Origin of the sequence: Aquimarina longa SW024 (genome assembly GCF_001401755.1) — a bacterium.
GTDB lineage: Bacteria > Bacteroidota > Bacteroidia > Flavobacteriales > Flavobacteriaceae > Aquimarina > Aquimarina longa.
In genome coordinates this window covers 40,360-62,732 of record NZ_KQ474099.1, presented here as the reverse complement: position 1 = coordinate 62,732, position 22,373 = coordinate 40,360, and the positions used below count along the sequence as shown (strand labels likewise).

Annotated in this window: 20 protein-coding genes and 1 riboswitch; of the genes, 16 read left to right on the top strand and 4 right to left on the bottom strand. The window is 32.5% G+C overall.

Annotation, left to right across the window (positions count from 1 at the left end):
• Window positions 1–6: 6 nt before the first annotated feature.
• Entirely contained in the window at window positions 7–867 is an 861-nt protein-coding gene (locus N456_RS09340; protein WP_062056209.1) for a T9SS type A sorting domain-containing protein, read from the bottom strand.
• A 157-nt stretch (window positions 868–1,024) separates the two neighbouring features.
• Window positions 1,025–1,129: riboswitch (SAM riboswitch) on the top strand.
• A 139-nt stretch (window positions 1,130–1,268) separates the two neighbouring features.
• On the opposite strand from N456_RS09340, the gene N456_RS09335 reads away from it, so the two are divergent.
• The 8 genes from N456_RS09335 (at window position 1,269) to N456_RS09300 (ending at window position 10,982) form a co-directional block, all read left to right on the top strand.
• Window positions 1,269–2,297 (top strand): homocysteine S-methyltransferase family protein, encoded by a 1,029-nt coding sequence (locus N456_RS09335; RefSeq protein WP_062056207.1) that lies wholly within the window; start codon window positions 1,269–1,271, stop codon window positions 2,295–2,297.
• A gap of 31 nt (window positions 2,298–2,328) precedes the next feature.
• The gene (gene metH / locus N456_RS09330) at window positions 2,329–5,064 is read left to right on the top strand and encodes a methionine synthase (RefSeq protein WP_082422493.1); all 2,736 of its coding nucleotides are present in this window, start codon (window positions 2,329–2,331) and stop codon (window positions 5,062–5,064) included.
• Window positions 5,065–5,150: 86 nt separating this feature from the next.
• Window positions 5,151–5,630 carry a DinB family protein gene (locus tag N456_RS09325; protein WP_062056205.1) on the top strand — a complete coding sequence of 160 codons (480 nt, stop codon included), beginning with the start codon at window positions 5,151–5,153 and terminating at the stop codon, window positions 5,628–5,630.
• A 60-nt stretch (window positions 5,631–5,690) separates the two neighbouring features.
• Entirely contained in the window at window positions 5,691–6,644 is a 954-nt protein-coding gene (gene metF, locus N456_RS09320) for a methylenetetrahydrofolate reductase [NAD(P)H] (RefSeq protein WP_062056203.1), read from the top strand.
• Window positions 6,645–7,230: 586 nt separating this feature from the next.
• A complete protein-coding gene (locus N456_RS09315) occupies window positions 7,231–7,593 on the top strand; it encodes a thioredoxin family protein (RefSeq protein WP_062056201.1) in 363 nt (120 codons plus the stop codon).
• 122 nt (window positions 7,594–7,715) lie between these two features.
• Window positions 7,716–8,624, top strand: a complete 909-nt coding sequence (locus N456_RS09310) for a hypothetical protein (protein WP_062056199.1) — start codon at window positions 7,716–7,718, stop codon at window positions 8,622–8,624.
• A gap of 403 nt (window positions 8,625–9,027) precedes the next feature.
• Entirely contained in the window at window positions 9,028–10,125 is a 1,098-nt protein-coding gene (locus N456_RS09305; protein ID WP_062056197.1) for an acyloxyacyl hydrolase, read from the top strand.
• 101 nt (window positions 10,126–10,226) lie between these two features.
• Window positions 10,227–10,982 (top strand): head GIN domain-containing protein, encoded by a 756-nt coding sequence (locus N456_RS09300; RefSeq protein ID WP_062056195.1) that lies wholly within the window; start codon window positions 10,227–10,229, stop codon window positions 10,980–10,982.
• Between the two features lie 22 nt (window positions 10,983–11,004).
• Here the strand turns inward: N456_RS09300 and gldA are convergent, their stop codons facing one another.
• The gene (gene gldA / locus N456_RS09295) at window positions 11,005–11,913 is read right to left on the bottom strand and encodes a gliding motility-associated ABC transporter ATP-binding subunit GldA (RefSeq protein WP_062056193.1); all 909 of its coding nucleotides are present in this window, start codon (window positions 11,911–11,913) and stop codon (window positions 11,005–11,007) included.
• 317 nt (window positions 11,914–12,230) lie between these two features.
• On the opposite strand from gldA, the gene N456_RS09290 reads away from it, so the two are divergent.
• Both N456_RS09290 and N456_RS09285 read left to right on the top strand, forming a co-directional pair.
• The gene (locus tag N456_RS09290) at window positions 12,231–13,541 is read left to right on the top strand and encodes a glycoside hydrolase family 1 protein (RefSeq protein ID WP_062056191.1); all 1,311 of its coding nucleotides are present in this window, start codon (window positions 12,231–12,233) and stop codon (window positions 13,539–13,541) included.
• Window positions 13,542–13,655: 114 nt separating this feature from the next.
• On the top strand, window positions 13,656–14,540 hold the full coding sequence (locus N456_RS09285; RefSeq protein WP_062056189.1) for a carboxypeptidase-like regulatory domain-containing protein: 885 nt from the start codon (window positions 13,656–13,658) through the stop codon (window positions 14,538–14,540).
• A gap of 51 nt (window positions 14,541–14,591) precedes the next feature.
• On the opposite strand, the gene N456_RS09280 is transcribed toward N456_RS09285, so the two are convergent.
• The gene (locus N456_RS09280) at window positions 14,592–15,053 is read right to left on the bottom strand and encodes an Lrp/AsnC family transcriptional regulator (protein WP_062056187.1); all 462 of its coding nucleotides are present in this window, start codon (window positions 15,051–15,053) and stop codon (window positions 14,592–14,594) included.
• A gap of 179 nt (window positions 15,054–15,232) precedes the next feature.
• Between N456_RS09280 and N456_RS09275 the strand changes: the two genes are divergently transcribed.
• The 6 genes from N456_RS09275 to N456_RS09250 all read left to right on the top strand — a co-directional run bounded on the left by N456_RS09275 (window position 15,233) and on the right by N456_RS09250 (window position 21,794).
• Window positions 15,233–16,198 carry an NAD-dependent epimerase/dehydratase family protein gene (locus tag N456_RS09275; protein WP_062056185.1) on the top strand — a complete coding sequence of 322 codons (966 nt, stop codon included), beginning with the start codon at window positions 15,233–15,235 and terminating at the stop codon, window positions 16,196–16,198.
• A gap of 42 nt (window positions 16,199–16,240) precedes the next feature.
• Complete coding sequence (gene kbl, locus N456_RS09270; RefSeq protein ID WP_062056183.1) at window positions 16,241–17,428, top strand: glycine C-acetyltransferase; 1,188 nt, start codon at window positions 16,241–16,243, stop codon at window positions 17,426–17,428.
• 348 nt (window positions 17,429–17,776) lie between these two features.
• Window positions 17,777–18,607 (top strand): prephenate dehydratase, encoded by an 831-nt coding sequence (locus tag N456_RS09265; RefSeq protein ID WP_062056181.1) that lies wholly within the window; start codon window positions 17,777–17,779, stop codon window positions 18,605–18,607.
• A complete protein-coding gene (locus N456_RS09260) occupies window positions 18,604–19,794 on the top strand; it encodes a pyridoxal phosphate-dependent aminotransferase (protein WP_062056179.1) in 1,191 nt (396 codons plus the stop codon). Before N456_RS09265 ends, N456_RS09260 begins: the two co-directional genes overlap by 4 nt.
• Window positions 19,795–19,801: 7 nt before the next feature.
• On the top strand, window positions 19,802–20,650 hold the full coding sequence (locus N456_RS09255) for a prephenate dehydrogenase (protein WP_062056177.1): 849 nt from the start codon (window positions 19,802–19,804) through the stop codon (window positions 20,648–20,650).
• Window positions 20,651–20,711: 61 nt separating this feature from the next.
• On the top strand, window positions 20,712–21,794 hold the full coding sequence (locus tag N456_RS09250; protein ID WP_062056175.1) for a bifunctional 3-deoxy-7-phosphoheptulonate synthase/chorismate mutase type II: 1,083 nt from the start codon (window positions 20,712–20,714) through the stop codon (window positions 21,792–21,794).
• 60 nt (window positions 21,795–21,854) lie between these two features.
• Here N456_RS09250 and N456_RS09245 read toward each other — a convergent pair whose 3' ends face one another.
• Window positions 21,855–22,310 (bottom strand): hypothetical protein, encoded by a 456-nt coding sequence (locus N456_RS09245; RefSeq protein WP_062056174.1) that lies wholly within the window; start codon window positions 22,308–22,310, stop codon window positions 21,855–21,857.
• Window positions 22,311–22,373: the final 63 nt, after the last annotated feature.

Below are 22,373 nucleotides of genomic sequence, written 5' to 3'. Positions count from 1 at the left end.
TATTGATTATAATTTAATAACTGTTTTGCTATAAGGAGATCCGTTAATGATCATTTGGATTATATAAGTACCACTACGTAAAGTAGCACTGTTGATAGTAATAGTTTGTGTACCTCCAGTAGTATTCTTTTGGCTAGGAACATAAATGTGTTGTCTGCCATAAAAGTCATAGATAGCAACTTGCACATCTGCAGTTTGATCTAGTGTATAGATAATACTAAATTGATCCCCTATAGGATTGGGTGATATGACTGCAAAATCTTTATCAAGGACTATAGGAGAGGAGTTTTTGCTTATTCTTTCACTATTCTCTGTTAAAGGAGAAGTAGCGTTTGCTAACAAACTAGTAGTTTCTTGTGGGTATAGAATCATCCTGTAAGGAGCTCGTATTTGTTCCTTAAATTCTAAAATATCTCCTCCCTGACTGCTAACACGTCCTATCAAGGCAGGTTTATTATTAATGGTTGTTTCTTTTAAAAATAATTCTTTGATACTATAAGTGATTTTGTCTTTATCAGGATGATCTTTCAATAAACGAGGTAATTTCGGAAATAGAAGTTTGTTAGTATTAAAATTAAAGCTATCATCTATTGTGGGATAAATGCTTTTATAAAATTTTCCTGTACCCGTTACTGTTTCTGCATTAATAGTGAACTCGTATGTAAAATCTTTAAAATTATTGCCATTATTGGTAACATTCATTACAAAAGTTACAGGTAATGAACGTCTTACCCCAGTAGCAGACCAATCAAACTCCATAAAACTACCTTGATATGTAGTCTTACCATCTTTAACTAGTGTTGTGATATTCTCGAGATTTGCATTTCCTTCTATAGTATTAAGACTTTCTATGTAGTTACAGAACAATTCATTTGAAAAAAAAGAAGTAAAAGCAAGTTTAGTAGTATTAAAATAGTACTAAGGATGTAAAACTTATTAATAAACTTGCAAATCAAAAGGCTATACCTTTTCTTTGCACTTATATATGCAGCAAAAGCTGTTTTAGTTCATAAATATATTATATATGTTATCAAGAAAGGTGGAGGGAATAGACCCTATGAAACCTTAGCAACCCTTTATCTTATAAAGAAGGTGCTACATTCTATCTGCTTAGCAGACTAGATAACGAAGACTCATAGCTTAGCTATATTTTTTCATCTATTTTTCTTGATACCTACTTCATCCTTTATTAATATAAAGGTTTGATATCTATTTTATGAATTTCTAATTATTAAGAAGAAATCGATAATGCTATAAGTGATAGTCAAATGAAAGATATATATAAAATACTAGAAGAAAGGATTCTTGTACTAGATGGAGCTATGGGAACGATGCTGCAGCGCCATAAATTTACAGAAGAAGATTTTAGAGGAGAGCGTTTTAAAGAATGGTCGGTTCCTGTACAGGGTAACAATGATTTACTAAGTATTACGCAACCCAAAGCCATAAAAGAAGTACACCGACTATATTTTGAAGCTGGGGCGGATATTGTAGAAACCAATACCTTTTCTGGGACGACTATAGCTATGGCAGATTATGAGATGGAAGAACTAGTATATGAGCTAAATTACGAATCTGCAAAAATAGCTAAAGAAGTAGCAGATGAGTTTACAGCAAAAGAGCCACATAAACCTCGTTTTGTAGCAGGATCTATTGGACCTACTAATAGAACAGCAAGCATGTCTCCTGATGTTAATGATCCAGGATATAGAGCCATAACCTTTGATGAACTAAGAATCGCCTATAAGCAGCAAGTAGAAGCCTTATTAGACGGGGGAGCAGATATCCTATTGGTAGAAACCATTTTTGATACGCTAAATGCTAAAGCAGCGCTATTTGCTATCGAAGAAGTCAAAGACGAAAGAGATATAGATGTACCAATTATGATTAGCGGTACGATTACAGATGCTAGTGGGAGAACTTTATCAGGGCAGACAGCAGAAGCATTTTTGATATCCGTATCTCATATCCCAATGTTATCAGTTGGTTTTAACTGTGCATTAGGAGCCAATCAATTAACACCACACTTAGAAGTACTAGCCCAGAAAGCAAATTTTGGAATATCCGCACACCCTAATGCAGGGTTACCAAATGCCTTTGGAGAATATGATGAAACACCAGAGCAAATGGCAGAGCAGATTAAAGAATATATGGATAAAAGTTTGGTGAATATTATAGGAGGTTGTTGTGGGACTACCCCAGAACATATCAAAGCAATAGCAGATCTAGCAAAACAATATAAACCACGAAGCCCCCTAACCCCCAAAGGGGAAACGCTCACTCAGGCATATAACTAATAATTCACAACTAGATAAGATCTTAAAATTGATGAGTACTAAAGAAAACAATCCACGAGTGAATAGTAAGGTTCTCCCTTTGGAGGCGAGAAAATATCTAAAACTCTCTGGTCTGGAGCCTATGATCGTTTCAGCAGAAACGAATTTTATTAACGTAGGAGAACGTACTAATGTCGCAGGGTCACGTAAGTTTTTGCGATTAGTAAAAGAAGAGAAATTCGATGAAGCCTTAGATATCGCAAGACATCAGGTAGAAGGAGGAGCACAGGTTATCGATATTAATATGGATGACGGTTTGATTGATGGTAAAGAAGCAATGGTACGATTTCTGAATCTTATTATGGCAGAACCTGATATCGCCAGAGTGCCTATTATGATCGATAGTTCTAAGTGGGATATTATCGAGGCAGGATTACAAGTAGTACAAGGAAAATGTGTCGTAAATTCTATAAGTCTTAAAGAAGGAGAAGCAGAATTTATAGCACATGCCAAAAAAATAAAAAGATACGGAGCCGCAGTAATTGTAATGGCTTTTGATGAGGTCGGACAAGCAGACAACTATGACCGTAGGATAGAAATCTCCAAACGTTCTTACGATGTATTAGTTAATCAGGTAAAATTTCCACCCGAAGATATCATTTTTGACCTCAATATTTTCCCTGTAGCCACAGGGATGGACGAGCACCGTAAGAACGCTATTGATTTTATAGAAGCAACCCGTTGGGTAAGAGGAAATTTACCCGATTGTAGTGTCAGTGGAGGAGTCAGTAATGTATCGTTTTCCTTTAGAGGAAATAATGCAGTTAGAGAAGCAATGCATTCTGTTTTTTTATATCATGCCATAAAAGCAGGGATGAATATGGGTATTGTAAACCCAGCAATGCTAGAAGTATATGATGATATCCCTAAAGATCTTTTAGAACATGTAGAAGATGTTATTTTAGACCGAAGAGATGATGCTACTGAGAGACTATTAAACTTTGCAGAATCAGTAAAAGGAACTAATAAAGAACGAGTTGTTGATCTATCATGGCGAGAAGAACCCTTACAAGATAGAATCACAAGAGCTCTGGTAAAAGGAATCGATCAATATATCATAGAAGATGTAGAGGAAGCAAGACAAAAAGCCGACAAGCCTATTGAAGTTATCGAAGGAAATCTTATGGTAGGGATGAACGTCGTAGGAGATTTATTTGGGTCAGGTAAAATGTTCTTACCACAAGTAGTAAAGTCAGCCAGAGTAATGAAAAAAGCAGTAGCCTATTTATTGCCGTATATAGAAGAAGAAAAGAGGAAAAACCCCAAATCAGTTGAAGGGAATGGAACAAATGGGCGTATTCTCATGGCAACTGTAAAAGGAGATGTGCATGATATCGGAAAAAATATTGTTTCGGTAGTATTAGGATGTAACAACTATGAGATTGTAGACCTAGGAGTCATGGTACCACCAGAAAAAATTATCCAAACAGCCATCGACGAGCAAGTAGATATTATTGGGCTAAGCGGTTTAATCACTCCATCACTAGACGAAATGGTATATCTGGCTAAAGAAATGGAACGTAAGAACTTTAATATTCCATTATTAATAGGAGGAGCAACAACCTCTAAAGCACATACTGCAGTAAAAATAGATCCACAGTATAAAAATGCAGTAGTACATGTCAATGATGCATCTAGAGCAGTAACCGTTGTTGGAGATCTTTTAAATAAAAGAAGTAACCAAAAATATGTAGGAGATCTTAAAGAAAATTATGAAAAATTTAGAGAAGGATTTCTAAAAAGAACGAAACAGAAAGCATATTTAAGCATAGAAGATGCCAGAAAAAATAAATATACAATTGATTGGTCTGCTTCAGAAATTAAAAAGCCAAACCAATTAGGGATTCAGGTACTAGAAGAATTTGATATAAAGAAATTAGAACCCTATATCGATTGGACACCATTTTTTAGATCATGGGAGTTACATGGTAAGTATCCAGCAATTCTAACCGATACTGTAGTGGGTAAAGAAGCGACCTCATTGTTTAAGGATGCGCAAGAGCTATTACAAAAAGTATTTGATGAAAAACTATTAGGAGCCAAAGCAGTGTATGGAGTATTTGAAGCAAATACGATAAACGATGATGACATTGAGGTATCTACAGATCAAGGTGATTTTACATTCAGGACACTGCGGCAGCAATTAAAAAAGCACGCAGGGAAACCTAATTTTGCACTATCAGATTTTATAGCACCAAAAGGAACAGAGACCCAGGACTATATAGGTTGTTTTTGTGTAACCACAGGTTTTGGAACCAAAGAATTAGCAGAAGCCTATGAAGCAGATCATGATGATTATAACTCAATAATGATTAAAGCATTAGCAGATCGTTTAGCAGAAGCATTTGCAGAATACTTACATAAAAAAGTACGTACAGAAGATTGGGGATATGCTACTAATGAAGAATTGAGTAATGAAGAGTTGATCAAAGAAGATTATACAGGGATTCGCCCTGCTCCAGGATATCCTGCTTGCCCAGATCATCTCGAAAAAAAGACCATATGGAAATTATTGCAGGTTAATGAGCGGATAGGAGTAGCATTAACAGATAGTCTAGCAATGTGGCCAGCAGCATCAGTATCAGGATATTATTTTGCAAACCCAGAAGCGAGATATTTTGGATTAGGAAAAATAAAAGAAGATCAGGTAAAAGATTTTGCAGAACGTAAAAATATAGATTTCGAATACGCTAAAAAATGGCTGAGTCCTAATATAAGTGATGATTAAACCCGAATTATGCAAACTTAATATGATCTATTGGTGATTTTAATCTCTTATGAGCTTGTTCTGATATTGTTAAATTAAGAAGTGATATGAAAACGAATATAGAAGAAAGTATAATAAAGCTTGAAGAAGTATTTGATGGAGAACCTTGGTTTGGAACCTCTATTATAAAGTCATTGAAGCAGATTCCTGTAAAGTTTTGGAATAAAAAACTAGAAAAAGGATCACACACCATCGCAGCATTAGTGTATCATAGTATTGATTGGAGGAGATTTGTTATTGAAAAAATAAAAAACAACAGAGCATTTACCATCGAATTGAATAGTGAACAAGATTGGAGGAAGAATATCGTGATACTATATACAGAAAAAGAAAAGGAAAAAGTCATTAATGAGTTAGTAGAGACTCAAAATGTAATCTGTGCATTATTAGCAGAAAAACCAGACTCATGGTTACAAGAACAAGTTAGCGGTGCATCCTATATAAATGAGTATATGATACAAGGAGTATTGCAACACGATGTGTATCATCTAGGGCAAATTAATATGATACATAGTCGATTAAAGTAAAAAAATAAGATTGTCTAAAAAGCCTATTGATAAAATACCAATTAAGAAGTATAAAGTATAATGAAAGTAACAGACCATATAAAAAAAGCAAAAGGAAAAACATTATTCTCTTTCGAGTTGATTCCGCCACAAAAAGGAAGAAGTATTCAAGAGCTTTATAATAATATAGATCCATTGATGGAGTTTAATCCTCCATTTATTGATGTAACAACCTCTAGAGAAGAATTTATATATATCGATAAAGATGGGTTATTAGACAAAAAACTAACACGTATGCGACCAGGTACTGTTGGGATTTGTGCTTCTATAACGCATAAATATACTGTAGATGCAATTCCACACGTACTTTGTGGAGGTTTTACTAAAGAAGAGACAGAATATTTGCTAGTTGATTGTCATTATTTAGGTATTGATAATGTAATGGCGCTGAGAGGAGATGCCATGAAAGAAGAAAAATACTTTACACCAGCAAAAGGAGGAAATAAGTATGCTAATGAGTTAGTACAACAAATTACGAATATGAATGATGGACAGTTTCTTCATGAAGTAGTTGAAACCGATAATAAATCAGATTTCTGTATTGGAGTAGCGGCATATCCAGAAAAACACCTCGAAGCACCTTCAATGGATTCTGATATCCGACGATTAAAAGATAAAGTAGATGCAGGAGCAGATTATGTAGTAACTCAGATGTTTTTTGATAATAAAAAGTATTTTGCATTTGTAGAAAAAGCCAGAGCAGCGGGGATTGATGTACCTATTATTCCAGGAATAAAGCCTGTAGCAGTAAAACGACACTTGCAATTATTACCACAGGTTTTTAAACTAGATATGCCAGATGAATTGGTAAGAGCAGTAGAAAACTGTAAGACTAATAAAGAGGTTAGAGAAGTAGGGATAGAATTTGCGATACAACAGTCTAAAGAATTAATGGAATATGGAGTTCCTGTATTGCATTATTATTCGATGGGTAAATCAGATAATATTCAGAAGATAGCTTCTGCAATTTTTTAACCTTGCATCAAGGAGGTGTTTTTCTAAAGTTCGATTTTCAATATAAAATGTATCATATAGCTGATAACATATTTAGAATTGATGATTATTTTAATTTTGTAGAATTAGAAGCCAGTAATGATGCTATAACACCATTAAAATTTATCTCTTAAAAAAAAGATCAAGAAAAAAACAAACTTCTAAAACCAGTAAAAATAAAGCGTATCCAAGCATTCTTAACTTCGGGTTTTAATAATGCAAAACAAAGCTATAAAGTACTTATAAAAGGCTTAAAACCTAAGTTAAACTATTTAAAAAAGCTATTCTCGATACGATCTTCTAGCCTGTACAGAGCTGTGTCGAAGTATCAGATCGAATTGACGAGATTTTCTTACGTCGTCAGGCTTAAATATATTTGTTTATAATCCTATAACGACCTTTTTTAGGTAGTTAAGATAGATTAAATTATGATTATGAAATTTAGAAATAAAATAATTGACTTTCAGAATTCAGCAGAAAAAGAGTATAAAGAAAAGAAAAACATAATCACAATACTTAATTTTTATTAGCCTTAATTGTTTTTTTTAGCTCCACGATTCTAGCAGGGTTGACACTTCCATTTAGAGTCATTCATAAACAATTCTCAAAAAATAAAAATTTAAAACGTATCATTGGGAATAATAAAAATATTGAAGATCAATTAAAAGTTGATCAACTAGTCTTGATTGATTTTTGGGCAGAATGGTGTGGTCCTTGTATTATGATGAATCCAATAATAGACGAATTTTCTAAGAATTCAGAAATTATAAAAGTCATAAAAGTTAATGCAGACTTAAATATGGAAACATTAAAAAAAATCAATGTTAAGGGGTTGCCTCATTTTTTACTTATAGATAATGGAAAAGAAATTAAGCGCTATGCAGGTTCCATGACACTATCAGATTTAAATAAATTTTGTTTCAAAAAGTAAAACTTCTATAATAAAACTAAAATTCAATGACATCAGAGTTTAGCCAGAAAATGTCACATGCTTTGAGTTTTTTTACCTTAATTTGAACTTTATTTTTAATAATTTAAAAACCCCTATCCAAAATGAAATACTATTTTTTTACTACCGTCATTTTATTCTCCATTTTATTTTTAGCGTGTTCTAAGGATGATTCAAGCAGTGTTTTAGAAAACGAAAAAGAGGAAGAGAATCTAAAATATCGATTATCAAAAATAGACCTTAACCATGCTTCTAAACAACCATATTATAGTAGTGATTTGTCATTTGGATATAGTGATAATGGAAAAATTGATACAATACAAATTGGAGGTTACATATATAAAGTCTCATATCCGAAAGAATCATTAATAGAGTTAAACCTTATAGAAGAAAATATCTCTAATGTTGATTTGACAGAATCGCATAAGATATATGTAAAAGAAGGTAAAGTTGATTATATTAGTAACTTACGCGTTTCTAAATTTTCAAGTGGGCGAGTGAGTACAAGTTCTGATTCTCTACACTATTTTTATGATGGTGGTAGATTAAATAAAATTGAAAAATTTTATAACAAAAAGTTGGATGCGTCTATAGATTTATTATATAAAGATGGTAATATAGTAAAATCTACTACTTTGTTACCAATATTAAGCCATCGCCATACAAGTAATTATGAATATGATTCTAACCCTAGAATAGAACTATCTGATATTAAATACGAATCTCCAATTTTTAAGTTTACTCCATTGTATTATATGTTTACTTATGATAAACTGGGTGGGCAAAATAAAAATAACCTTAGATCTATTTCTATTGACTATGATTATGTATTGGAAAACCCCCAATTTGAGAATATTAAATACAATCATGTTTTAGATAAAAAAACAGGGCTGTTAAATACTATTGAGCATAGTGGTGTAGCTAAATGTGATAGCCAAGAAAGATATCCAGACTTTTATCCATCAAGAGATTTTAACGATATAAAAGTTACATTCGAATATGAAAAATATTAAGGGAGCATAAGCTATAGAGACTTGTTTTTTGTTATTACACGTTTCGGAATGCTGTGTAAAAACTTCGAAATGCCACGCAATAATCTCGAAGTGCCATGCAACAATCACGGAGTGCTAAGAAATAGTTTTATTTTCAAATTAAAGATTAAAAACCCTACAATTTCATTGTAGTTACTTTAGCTTTTATACATTTTTTAGAAAGATTTATCATTCCGCACTTGATGCGGAATTCATTAACACACTATGGATTTCTGCTTTAGCAAGAATAACAATCCGAATTAAAAAAGAATTTGATTCTTTTGTTTAAAATTATGGATTTGGTTTATTTATAGCCTATGTTTTTGTGTTTTTTACAGAGATCAAAAATTAGTTGTAGTTGTATTATAATTACTACTTTTGCCGAATGATAAAACGGATCTGTTTAGTACTATGTATTGTTCATTGTAGCATTTATGCTCAGGTAGAATCTAAAGCAAAGTATACTTTGGATGTTACCAATTTTTATGGAACTATCCTAAAACATAACCCTGATATTTCTCATTTAATAACAGGGCATCCATCGGGTGTGATTCTTTCTTTTCAGAGAAAAACATTCGGAAAAGAAACATGGGAGCGATTATATAATTCTCCTGATTATGGAGTTTCGTTTATGTATCAGGATATGGATAATGACGTTCTAGGAGAGCACATGGGATTGTTTGTTCATTATAATTTTTATTTTCTAAAACGGTATTTGCAATTTAGAATAGGTCAAGGAATTGGATATAGTAATAATCCTTATGACCAAGATACTAATTATAGAAATGTGGCACATGGAACTCACCTATCAAGTGCTACGTATGCATTACTAAATCTAAAAAAAGATAATATTTTTAAAGGACTAGGTTTGCAAGCAGGCTTAGGAGTTGTACACTATTCTAATGGAAACTCAAAAGCCCCTAATAAAAGTACAAACACATTGTTTCTGAACGCAGGAATCACCTATGCATTGGATCAGGAAAATCCAGAGTATATAACAAAAGAAAAAAATGCTCACAAAGGAGGGGAACCTATTGGATATGGATTTATTTTTAGAAGTGGAGTTAACGAAAGTGATGTCGTAGGGTCAGGGCGATTTCCATTTTATACATTTGCCGCTTTTGCAGATAAGCGATTGAATAAAAAAAGTGCTCTTCAATTAGGAGGAGAGTTGTTTTTATCTAAAGCATTAGAGCGATATATAGATTTTAGAGCTACGGGGAAGTTTAATGATGGGACAACAGGAGATGAGGATTCTAAAAGAGTAGGTGTGTTTTTTGGACACGAGTTAAGAGTCAATAGAATTTCGGTGCTAACGCAATTAGGATATTATGTATACTATCCTTATGATTTTGAAGGGCAACTATACCTTAGAGCAGGAGCACAGTATTATATAACTAAGAATATTTTTGGTTCATTAACAGTCAGGTCTCATGCAGCCAAGGCAGAAGCAATGGAGTTTTCTGTAGGATATAGATTCTGATTTCTCATAGAAGAGGGTTTTCTGAGGTATATCTAGTAGGTTATTTTTAGAATGTTGATTGAAAACTATTTTGTAAAAAAATAAAATATAAATAGCATATAATGATACGATATATAATAATAGTAGGAGTATTGTTTTTATTTGGCTGTGATTCTGAAAATGCTTCAGATTGCTTTCAAAGAACAGGTACTATAGTACGAAAAGAAATTACAGTTTCTGATTTTACACGAATATTAGTAAACCCTAATATAGAAGTCGTTCTAAAAGAAGGAGAACATACATCAGTAACTATAGAAACAGGTAGTAATCTTATGAATGAGGTTACCGCAAAGGTTACGGATAATCGACTTATACTTAGTAATACTAATGATTGTGGTTTTTTTAGAAGCCTTAATCAAACCAAGGTTTTTATTACAGCGCCAAATATAACAGAAATAAGAAGTGGTACACAGTTCGATATTTCATCAGATGGCATATTAACTTATGATTCATTAGCCCTAATATCCGAAGATTTTACTGAAGATACAGGAGGGAGTACTACAGGGACTTTTCATATAACAGTAAATAATAAAGCTGTTTCGACGGTTGGCAATAATATCGCTTCATTTTTTATAGAAGGCATTACAGAATCACTAAATGTTAACTTTGCTTCTGGTACAGGAAGATTCGAAGGAGCAGATTTGATTGCTCAAAATGTAAATATCTTTCATAGAGGAACTAATAAAATTATAGTAAATCCTCAGCAATCCATTAAAGGAGAAATACGAAGTACAGGAGATGTCATTTCAGTCAATACACCGCCAGTTGTAGCGATAGAAGCCTTTTTTACAGGAAAATTAATATTTCAGAATAAATAAAATTCTTTGTTTTATGGTATAATTAGAATTCATCATTTTTGGTAGTCAATTCTCTAAATAAACTCTCTAGATTTTTATTTTTTCTAGACAATTGTAATATTTTTAAGCCATTATCGTGTGCAAAATCAAATATAATAGGACGCATATCTGTTGTAGTATCAAAAGTAATTTGGTATACGAATCCATGTATGTTTTTTACATCTCTAACATTGGGTAATTTTACTAAAAAAGCTTCTTCTATACGATAATCAAACTCTACTTCAATGATCTGTTCGCTTTTATCAGCTATTTCATTAAGATAAGTATCAGCAACAATTTCTCCATTATTAATAATAATAACTCGATCGCACATCGCTTCAACCTCTTGCATAATATGAGTAGATAGAAAAACTGTTTTTTCTTTACCAATAGATTTGATAAGCTCCCTGATTTCAACCAATTGATTAGGGTCTAAACCAGTGGTAGGTTCATCTAATATAAGAACTTGAGGATTGTGTAATAAAGCACATGCTAGCCCAACTCTTTGGCGATATCCTTTAGAGAGTTGGCTAATTTTTTTATTAGCCTCAGGAGTTAATCCTGTTAACTGTATAACCTCTTCGATTCTGGATTTTGGAGTTTTATAGACACGTGCATTAAATATGAGATACTCTCGTACATACATCTCTAGATATAAAGGATTATGCTCAGGGAGGTACCCAATACTTTTTTGTACATCAATAGGTTGATGCTGTATGTTAAAACCATTAACTATAGCAGTACCTTCTGATGAATCTAAATAGGTAGTTAGGATTTTCATCATAGTTGATTTTCCTGCTCCATTAGGTCCTAAAAAACCAACAATTTCGCCTTGTTTTATTTCGAAAGAAATAGCATTAAGTGCTTTTTGTTGATTATAAAATTTAGAAATATTAGATACTACAATTGACATATATATAATGTATAAAAACTATTCGAATTGGGATTGCCATTCAAAAATACATAAATCATGATAGGTTTAGTATGCAAACTCATAAAAAATGATCTTAACATTAAGATAATAGTATCATAAAGTGATACCATAAATGATGTAGTATCTTTAGATACATAAAATAACTAAGATGTTACTGATCTATTTAAAACAAATACTTCATAAACTAGTTTGCCTATGTCAGCAAGTGGTATTTTTTATATTATATCCATTCTTAAAAAAAGGATTATTTAAACACTAAGAACCCCTGTTGTTTCTTGCCTCATTTATGACATATAATGACTAAGATTAAGCGCCTTAAATGGGGGGTTACTATTGCAGCAGCTCAGACAGAAGGAGCATATGATATAGATGGTAGAGGAGCTTCTATATGGGACACATTTACAGAAAAATCATATAAAATTAAGGATGGTTCTAATGCTAAAATAGCTACAGATTTCTATCATAAGTTTAAAGAAGATATTGACTTGGCAGTTGATATCGGGTTACAAATATTTCGATTCTCTATATCTTGGTCAAGAATACTTCCCGAAGGTATAGGAGAAATTAATCCCCAAGGCATTAAATTCTATAACCAAGTAATTGATTATTGCATACAAGTAGGAATAGAACCCTGGATAACAGCATATCACTGGGATCTACCTCAGAAACTACAAGATAAGGGAGGGTGGACCAACAGAGAAATTGTTAATTGGTATGCGGTATATGTAGCAATTCTTAGAGATCATTTTGCAGATCGGGTAACACATTGGATCTTAATTAATGAAGGGATTGTTTGCATCGGAGGAGGATATTTCTTAGGTGTTCATGCTCCTGGAAAAAGAGGGATTCGTAATTTTATCTCCAGTACACATCACCTTTTATTAGCACAAGCAAAAGGGTTTACAGTGTTAAAAGAAAAATCAGGACTTCAGGTAGGTACCGCAGTGAGTTGCACAAAAATAGAACCCTATGGAAATACGATAAGAGATCGTGTGGCAGCGAATAAAATTGATGCGTTAATGAATCGATTATTTATAGAACCTCACTTGGGATTAGGGTATCCTGATGGAGATTTGCCATTTTTAAAGCGTATCTCAAAATACTATAAAGAAGGAGATCTAGAAGCATTAAAGACAGATTTTGATTTTATAGGAATACAAACGTATACTAGAGAGGTGGTTAAAGCAGCTTGGTATATCCCTTATCTTGGTGCGATACAAATAAAATCTCAAAATAGAAACGTGACTCCCTCAGTAATGGGATGGGAAACCTATCCAGAAGGAGCTCAATATTTTTTAGAAAGATTTGCAAAATATGACTCTAATAAACCCTTATGGCTTTCGGAATGCGGTATGGCACTAGCAGCAGATGAAGATGATCAGGAACGAATCAACTATTACCAAAAAATAATTAAAATCACAGAAACAGTATCGCATAAAGGAATTAATCTAAAGGGAGTTCTCCTATGGACATTGGTAGATAATTTTGAATGGGCAGAAGGATATATTCCTAAGTTTGGTATTGTACGTTTTGATAGAAAAACATTACAGCGCCAGATTAAAAAATCAGGACTGTGGTTTAAAAAATATTTATCAGAGATCAAATGATAATATAATTGTTCTATCAATGAATACTTATTTTTAGATATCGTTTACTCATCCAAACGAATACTTCACTAAATATAGCTTTTGTTGCGATATGTTTTTGTAGACTTTTAGAGTATGAGAAAAGCAATAGTAGTCAATATCCCAAAACCCTGTCATGAAGACTGGAATGTAATGACATCAATAGAAAAAGGAAAGCACTGTGAGGTGTGTGCAAAAACGGTACACGATTTTACGGACAAAACAGATGAACAAATTATAAAAATATTTGAGAAAGAAGGAAATATTTGCGGACGCTTTTCAAGTTTACAATTAGGAAGAGAACTATCCTATACCCGAAAAGATAAGAATAGTTATTTATCATATGCTGCATCAGGGATATTCGCATTTCTAGCATTGAGTTCCAATACAACTAATGGACAAGAAAGACCGCAGATTGCAACGCATACAAGTGTTATTCCTAATCATGTAAACCAAGTAAAAGGAAAAGTAGCGACTTCAATCTTAGAAGAACGTACAATTTCAGGTACTATAGTGGATGAAAATGGAGATCTTCTTCCTGGGGTGACTATTCTTATAAAAGGAACAAGTACTGGTACTCAGACAGATTTTGATGGAGTTTTTAAGCTAAAAGTAAAGCAAAATGCTGTTTTAACAATTAGTTATATAGGGTATAAAGATATAGAAGTAAAGGTGTCAGGTAAATCAATATATGATATAACATTGACCGAAGAAGATTATGATCTTATGGGAGATATTGCGATAACAACCGTTTGTGATGCAAAAAAACCTTACCCTTACACTCCCGAAGAATTAGAGGCAAAACGGATCAAAGAGTTTAGAAATACTAATAATAAGAAGTTTTATCAAAGAAAACGCTTAGAGGCAATTAAAGCCAAAAAAATGAAACGGCAACAGATCAGAAATGGAGAAATAGAGCGGACCAGATGGGGTAAAGTTATACATACTATAACTCATGTTTTTAGTAAAAAAGATAGTTAAAAATCGTATTATATATAGCAACTTTAAGCAATACTTATAGTAAGACTCAGGTTAGATATAAAACTCAGATGTATGTTTGATCTCTTTAAGTACAAAAGTACTATTTAACACTCCTATGTTTTCAATCTTAGAAAGTTTTGTTTTTACAAAATCATGATACTCTTCAAGGCTTTTTGTATGAATTTTTAAAATAAAATCTACCTGCCCTGCCATATGGTAACATTCCTGAACCTCTCTTAAATTCTGAACCTGATTTTCAAACTTTTCTATAAAAGCTTCATTGTGATATCGCATAGAAACCTGACATATTGTAGTCATTGAACGATTGATCAATTTCTTGTCCAATATAGCAACATACTTTTTGATATACCCCTGTTTCTCTAATCGTCGTATCCGCTCATATACAGGAGAAGCAGTAAGGTTAAGTGTTTTGGCAATTTCTTTAGCTGTTTTTTTTGAATCTTCTTGTAAAATTCTAAGGATAGTAATATCCGTATGGTCTAATTGTTCCATTTTATGTCGAAAAAAATTACTTTAAAAATAGGATTTATTCTTTGGGAATAGTAAAAATAGCTAAATTATAACATATAAACAGCTGTAATTACTTAATTAAATATAAAAATCGGTTATAAAAGTGTTGTTTTATATATTAGCCAGTAAATAACACTTAATTGTGTGAAAATTTATAATGTATGGAAACGGTTGTTTTAGTAATAGGAGCAAATGGCCAATTAGGATCTGTATTAACAGAATCACTTATTCAAAAGTTTGGAAAAAATAACGTAATAGCTTCGGATTTAAATCCTAGAAAAGAGTATGAAGGTATTTTTGAAGTAATTGACGCAACAAATATTGATAGAATTCAAGAAGTAGTTACGCAATATAAAGTTACCCAGATATATCATCTTGCAGCGATTCTTTCTGCAAAAGGAGAAGAAACCCCTTTAAGAACATGGGATATTAATATGCAAACCTTGTTTAATGTTCTAGAGGTATCTAGGAAAAATACTATAGAAAAAGTTTTTTACCCAAGCTCTATAGCCGTATTTGGAGAAGGAGCTCCGTTAGATAAAACACCTAATAATGCCTATTTAGATCCCGCTACAGTATATGGTATTAGTAAAGCTTCGGGAGAAAACTGGGCGCAATATTATTTTATGAGATATGGGCTTGATGTAAGGTCTATTCGTTATCCCGGCGTAATAGGATATCAGTCATTACCAGGAGGAGGGACTACAGATTATGCAGTAGATATTTATCATAAAGCAGTATTGGAAGAAAAATTTAATTGTTTTTTGAAAGAAGATGCGATGCTCCCAATGATTTTTATGGAAGATGCCATACGGGCAACTATAGAATTAATGGATGCTCCTAAAGAAGATATTAAAGTAAGAACATCATATAATATAGCAGGAATTAGTTTTTCTCCTGCAGAAGTAGTAGCAGAAATTCGTACCTTATATCCAGAATTTGAAGTGATATATACTCCTGATTTTAGGCAAGAAATAGCATCACGATGGCCAAATTCTATCGATGATTCTACTGCTTGTAAAGATTGGGGGTGGAAACCAGAATTTGATCTAAAATCAATTACTACAACAATGATTCAAAAACTAAAAGAAAAGTATAGAACCACATCAAAGACTTCCATTCTTTAGTTTTTAACCTTAAATAAAGTATAACAATAAATAATAAGTAACATGTTCTCAAATATAAAAGACGATTTACAAAAAGAATTAGATGAGATAGTAGCTGCAGGATTATATAAATCCGAAAGAATAATTACAACCCCACAAGGAGCTCAGATTAATACAACAAATACGACAGATGTATTAAACTTTTGTGCCAATAATTACTTAGGTCTTTCATCACATCCAGAGGTGATTGATGCAGGTAAGAAAGCTATAGATTCTCATGGATATGGATTATCATCAGTACGTTTTATTTGTGGAACTCAGGATATTCATAAAGAATTAGAATATAAAACAGCTGAGTTCTTAGGTATGGAAGACTGTATTTTATATGCAGCTGCTTTTGATGCTAATGGAGGAGTCTTTGAACCAATTTTGGGAGCAGAAGATGCGATTATCTCAGATGCATTAAATCATGCCTCTATTATTGATGGTGTTAGATTGTGTAAAGCAAAACGCTTTAGATATGAGCATAATAATATGGTAGATCTAGAGAAACAATTGCAATCAGCAGAAGGATCTAGACGCGTATTGATTGTAACTGATGGTTCTTTTTCTATGGACGGAACCATTGCTCAATTAGATAAGATATGTGATCTGGCAGATAAATATGGAGCTATGGTGATGATCGATGAATGTCACTCTACGGGATTTTTGGGTAAAACAGGTAGAGGAACTCATGAGTATCGTAATGTAATGGGACGTGTAGATATTATTACAGGAACATACGGTAAAGCTCTAGGAGGTGCATCAGGAGGGTTTACTGCCGCAAGAAAAGAAATTGTAGAAATGTTGAGACAACGTTCTAGACCTTATTTATTTTCTAACACAGTGGCACCATCAATTGTGGGAGCTTCTATCAAAGTCCTAGAACTACTAAGCGCTTCTACAGGGCTTCGGGATAAACTAGAAGAAAATACAAAATATTTTAGATCAGAAATGACTAAAGCTGGATTCGATATTGTACCAGGAGATCATCCTATTGTTCCTGTAATGTTATACGAAGCGAAACTTGCTCAAGAATTTGCCGCAAAATTGCTTGAAGAAGGAATTTATGTAATAGGTTTTTTCTACCCAGTTGTACCTAAAGGAAAAGCGAGAATTAGAGTGCAATTATCTGCTGCACATGACCGTCATCACTTAGAAAAAGCAGTAAAAGCATTTGTGAAAGTTGGTAAAGCTCTGAATGTGATATAGATACAAACGTTTGTTAGTGGTTTTAGATTTGAGAAATCAATAGAAGTATTAGGGTTTTATTTAATATCTTTCAGAGATAATAGTTAAAATTTTATGATTTGATGATAATGCTTTGAGATGATAAAAAAATAATCAAAAATTATTTAGAATAGTAATAGTTTTAGCTACTTTAGCAATGTAATAATGAAACGATAATGAGAAATTTAGTTACTTGGAGCCGATCTTATTTTTTCTTCTTTTATTTTAAAAGCAAGACTGGGATCGCTATGTAAGTAAATAACATAAATTTATAACAATAGAATCCCGATGAAAAATCGGGATTTTTTTTTGAATAAAATTAAAAGATAGATGGAGAAAAAAGTAGCCATACAAGGTATAAAAGGATCTTATCATCATGCTGTAGCCTTGGCATATTTTGGGGAGGATACATATATAAACGAATGTATGTCTTTTCAGGAGGTAGTACATAGTTTGGAGCATAAAAAAAGTACAGATGCAGTGATGGCTATCGAAAATTCTATAGCAGGATCAATTATTCCTAATTATGCCTATATAGATGAACATAATCTTACAATTAGCGGAGAATATTTTTTGCCAATTCACCATTGTTTGATGGCTTTGCAAGGTCAAGAAATTTTAGATATCAAAGAAGTATACTCTCATCCAATGGCGTTACTACAATGTAAAGAGTTTTTTAGAAGCCATCCACATATTAAGTTAGTTGAAGATGCAGATACAGCAGATGTGGCAAAAAGAATTCATGAGCAACAGTTAAAAGAAATAGCGGCTGTTGCAGGAGAAACAGCAGCAACTATTTATCAATTGGATATTCTAGCAAAGGAAATTCAAACTGTGAAATCTAATAGTACTCGTTTCTTTATTTTAAATAGAAGAAAAAAAACGGGAGTAAAAAGAGAAGAAATCAATAAAGCATCATTAAAGTTTCTTGCAGATCATAAAAAAGGAAGCCTAGCTACAGTGCTTAATGTAATGAGTGATTGTGGATTGAATTTAACCAAGATTCAGTCTTTACCTATAATTAATATGCCTTGGAAATACTCCTTTTTTGTAGACGTAACTTTTACAGATTATAAAGATTATGAGAAAGCGATGTCTGTTTTAAAAATAATGGCATTAGAATTAAAAATACTGGGAGAGTATAAAAATCAAAACGGATGAAAATTCAAACAGCAACAAGATTAGAAACAATAGAAGAATACTATTTTTCTAAAAAACTTAGAGAAGTCAGAGAATTAATGACCTCTGGTAAACCAATTATAAATATGGCTATTGGTAGTCCTGATTTGGATCCTCCAAAAGAAGTAGTGCAAGCTATTCAGGATGCAGTACTTATAGAAGGGGCTCACAAATACCAAAGTTATCAAGGGCTACCAGAATTACGAGAAGCAATTGTTGATTTTTATAATGTAAAATACAACGTAACTCTAAATGCTAAAAACGAAGTTTTACCTCTAATGGGCTCTAAAGAAGGGGTAATGCATATTTCGATGGCATATTTAAATAAAGGTGATGAGGTATTGGTGCCAAATCCAGGGTATCCTACGTATAGTGCTGTAACAAATTTGATAGGAGCAAAACCTGTTTTTTATGATTTGGTAGAAGAAAATGGTTGGGAACCCGATTTTCATAGCCTTTCAAAAAAAGATTTAAGTAAGGTTAAAATGATGTGGATAAACTATCCAAATATGCCTACAGGAGCTTCAGGGAGTATTTCTCTTTTTGAAAAAATGATTGATTTTGCTAAAAAACATAGTATCCTATTAGTTCAGGATAATCCATATAGTTTTATTTTAAATGATAACCCTATAAGTATTTTATCAATAGAAGGAGCCAAAGAAGTAGCATTAGAGTTAAACTCTTTAAGTAAGACCTTTAATATGGCAGGATGGCGTGTAGGTATGGTGAGTGGTAGTTCTGATAAAATAGAAGCTATTCTGAAAGTTAAAAGTAATATGGATAGTGGTATGTTTCAAGGGATTCAAAAAGGAGCTATAGCGGCACTACAAATTTCTTCAGACTGGTATAATAAAATGAATACTATTTATGAAGAAAGAAGAATTTTAATAAGAGAATTAGCAACCCTATTAGGGTGTAGTTATGATACAACAGCAAAAGGAATGTTTATATGGGCAAAGTTACCAAAAGGAGTAGATGCGGTAGAATTTATAGACACAATTTTATATCATAAAGATATATTTATTGCACCAGGAGATATTTTTGGAAGTAACGGGAAAGGATATATACGTTTCTCTCTATGTGTAACCAAAGAGAATATTAAAAAAGCTATAGGAAGATTCAGAGAAAAAGAAATACTGTCTACAAACAATAAAATGGTATCAAAATAATAAATAGATGAACGTATTTGTAATAGGAATAGGATTAATAGGAGGATCTTTTGCGATAGATATCAAAGCTGCTTTTAATGAAGCAGAGATATATGGAGTAGATGTAAATGAGGATAATCTAGATAAAGCATTGTCATTAGGTATTATAAAATATAAATCTAGTTTTGATGCATTAGATAAAGCAGATGTGGTAATCATAGCAATACCAGTAGATGTAACCTTAGAAATACTACCAATTATTTTAGATAAAATAGATGACAATTGTTTAGTCTTTGATGTAGGTTCTACTAAGAAGAAGATATGTGATAGAGTTGATGGACATGATAAAAGGAGGAATTATTTAGCCGCACATCCCATCGCAGGGACAGAATTTTCTGGACCACAGGCAGCAATTGCAAATTTATATAGAGGGAAAACTAATATCATCTGCGAGGTAGAAAAAACAGCATTTAAGTTGCAAGAAAGAGGGATGGAAATTTTTTCTAGATTAGGAATGAGAATTAGATATATGGACCCTTCATCTCATGATAAGCATATTGCCTATGTCTCTCACTTATCTCATATTAGTTCTTTTATGTTAGGTAAAACAGTTATAGAGAAAGAGAAAAATGAACGAGATATATTTGATATGGCAGGTAGTGGATTTGCGTCTACTGTTCGTTTAGCAAAAAGTTCACCCGCTATGTGGGCGCCAATTTTTAAACATAATAAAGAAAATGTACTTGAAACATTAGAAGAATATATTGCCAATTTGGTGCGATTTAAAGAGTTGATAGATAGTGATGATTTTTTAGAAATATATAAAGAAATGGATGGAGCTAATTACATTAAAACAATTTTGAAAGGAATAAATTAAAACATAAATAAATATAGTAAACACACAAATCAATAACAGTAACAACAAAGAATGAATTAAAATGGAAAATAAGAAAGAACTTAGAAATTGGCTAAATGAGTACAACTTGGATCATCCATTAGTAATAGGAGGACCATGTAGTGCTGAAACCGAAGATCAGGTAGTAAAAATAGCGCATCAACTTAAAGATTCTGATGCTACAGTATTAAGAGCAGGGATCTGGAAACCAAGAACAAGACCAGGTAATTTTGAAGGAGTAGGAGCCTTAGGATTAAAATGGTTGCAAAGAGCTAAAGAAGAAACAGGAATGAAGATTGCTACAGAAGTAGCAAACCCACACCATGTAGAGTTAGCTTTAGAACATGGAGTTGATATTTTATGGATTGGAGCAAGAAGCACGGTATCTCCTTTTATTGTTCAGGACATAGCAGATGCTTGTAGAGGAATCGATAACCCTGTACTAATAAAAAATCCAATTAATCCTGATTTATCACTTTGGTTAGGAGCAGTAGAACGTTTTTATACTGCTGATGTTAAAAACCTAGGAGTAATCCATAGAGGATTCTCAACATATGAGAAAACAAAATATCGTAATATTCCAGAATGGCAGATTCCGATTGATTTACAAAATCGTTTTCCTGATCTACCATTGATTTTAGACCCTTCTCATATTGCAGGAAGAAGAGATTTGATTTTTGATTTATCTCAGACAGCATTAGAACTTAATTTTGATGGTTTGATTGTAGAAACACATTATGATCCTGATAATGCTTGGAGTGATGCAAAACAACAAATTACCCCAGAAACATTAGTTCAGCATATGAAAGATTTAAAAATTCGAAAAGAGGTTGGTGTGGACGAAGCATACCAAAGAGCACTTAGCGAATTGAGAGCCAAGATTGATATAGCAGATAATCAGTTATTAGAAGTGTTATCGAGAAGAATGAAAATTTCTGACGAAATAGGGAAGGTTAAAGCGGATCAAAATGTAGCTATTTTACAATCTAAACGATGGAATGAAATTTTAGGAAGAATGATTCTTGAAGGAGAAGAAAATGGATTGAGTGAAGAGTTTATACTACGTATTTATAAAGCAATTCACCAAGAGTCAATTAATCATCAAAAGAAAGTAGCTAAAGGATAAAAAAAATCCCCGTTATTTTTATAAAAATAACGGGGATCTTTTTATGTATTTGTAGTCGTTTTATTTTTTTCTTTTAAAAGTATAACGAGTTACATAAATACCATTGTTGTCACCTTTACCGCCAACACTTTCTACACCACTAGTAACAAAAGCTAATTCCCAGCCTTCAGAAGCCATCGTATTGATTTTTGATGTTACTATTGCATCATTAGCAACAATGTTTTGAAAACGGATTCCACCAATATTAAAAAAGTTTAAAAGCTTAGTTTCATCAAAACCTTTTACACGAATCTCGCTTCGGTCTGATTTATTTCTTTTATTATCTTCTTCGCTACGAGTAGAAGTAAATTGTTTATAGTCTCTGGTTTCATTAGTGCTAAGCATTCTTGATCTACCTAGTCCATTAGGAACGATAGATTCAATAACTGTTACAATTTGATACTCATATACATCTTGAGCAAATGTAGCTTGTAAACCAAAAAGAAATAAAGCGAAAACTAATAATTGTTTTTTCATGATTAGGATTAATTTTTAAAATTTATAATAATTTAATATCAATAATATCTATCAAAAGACAAA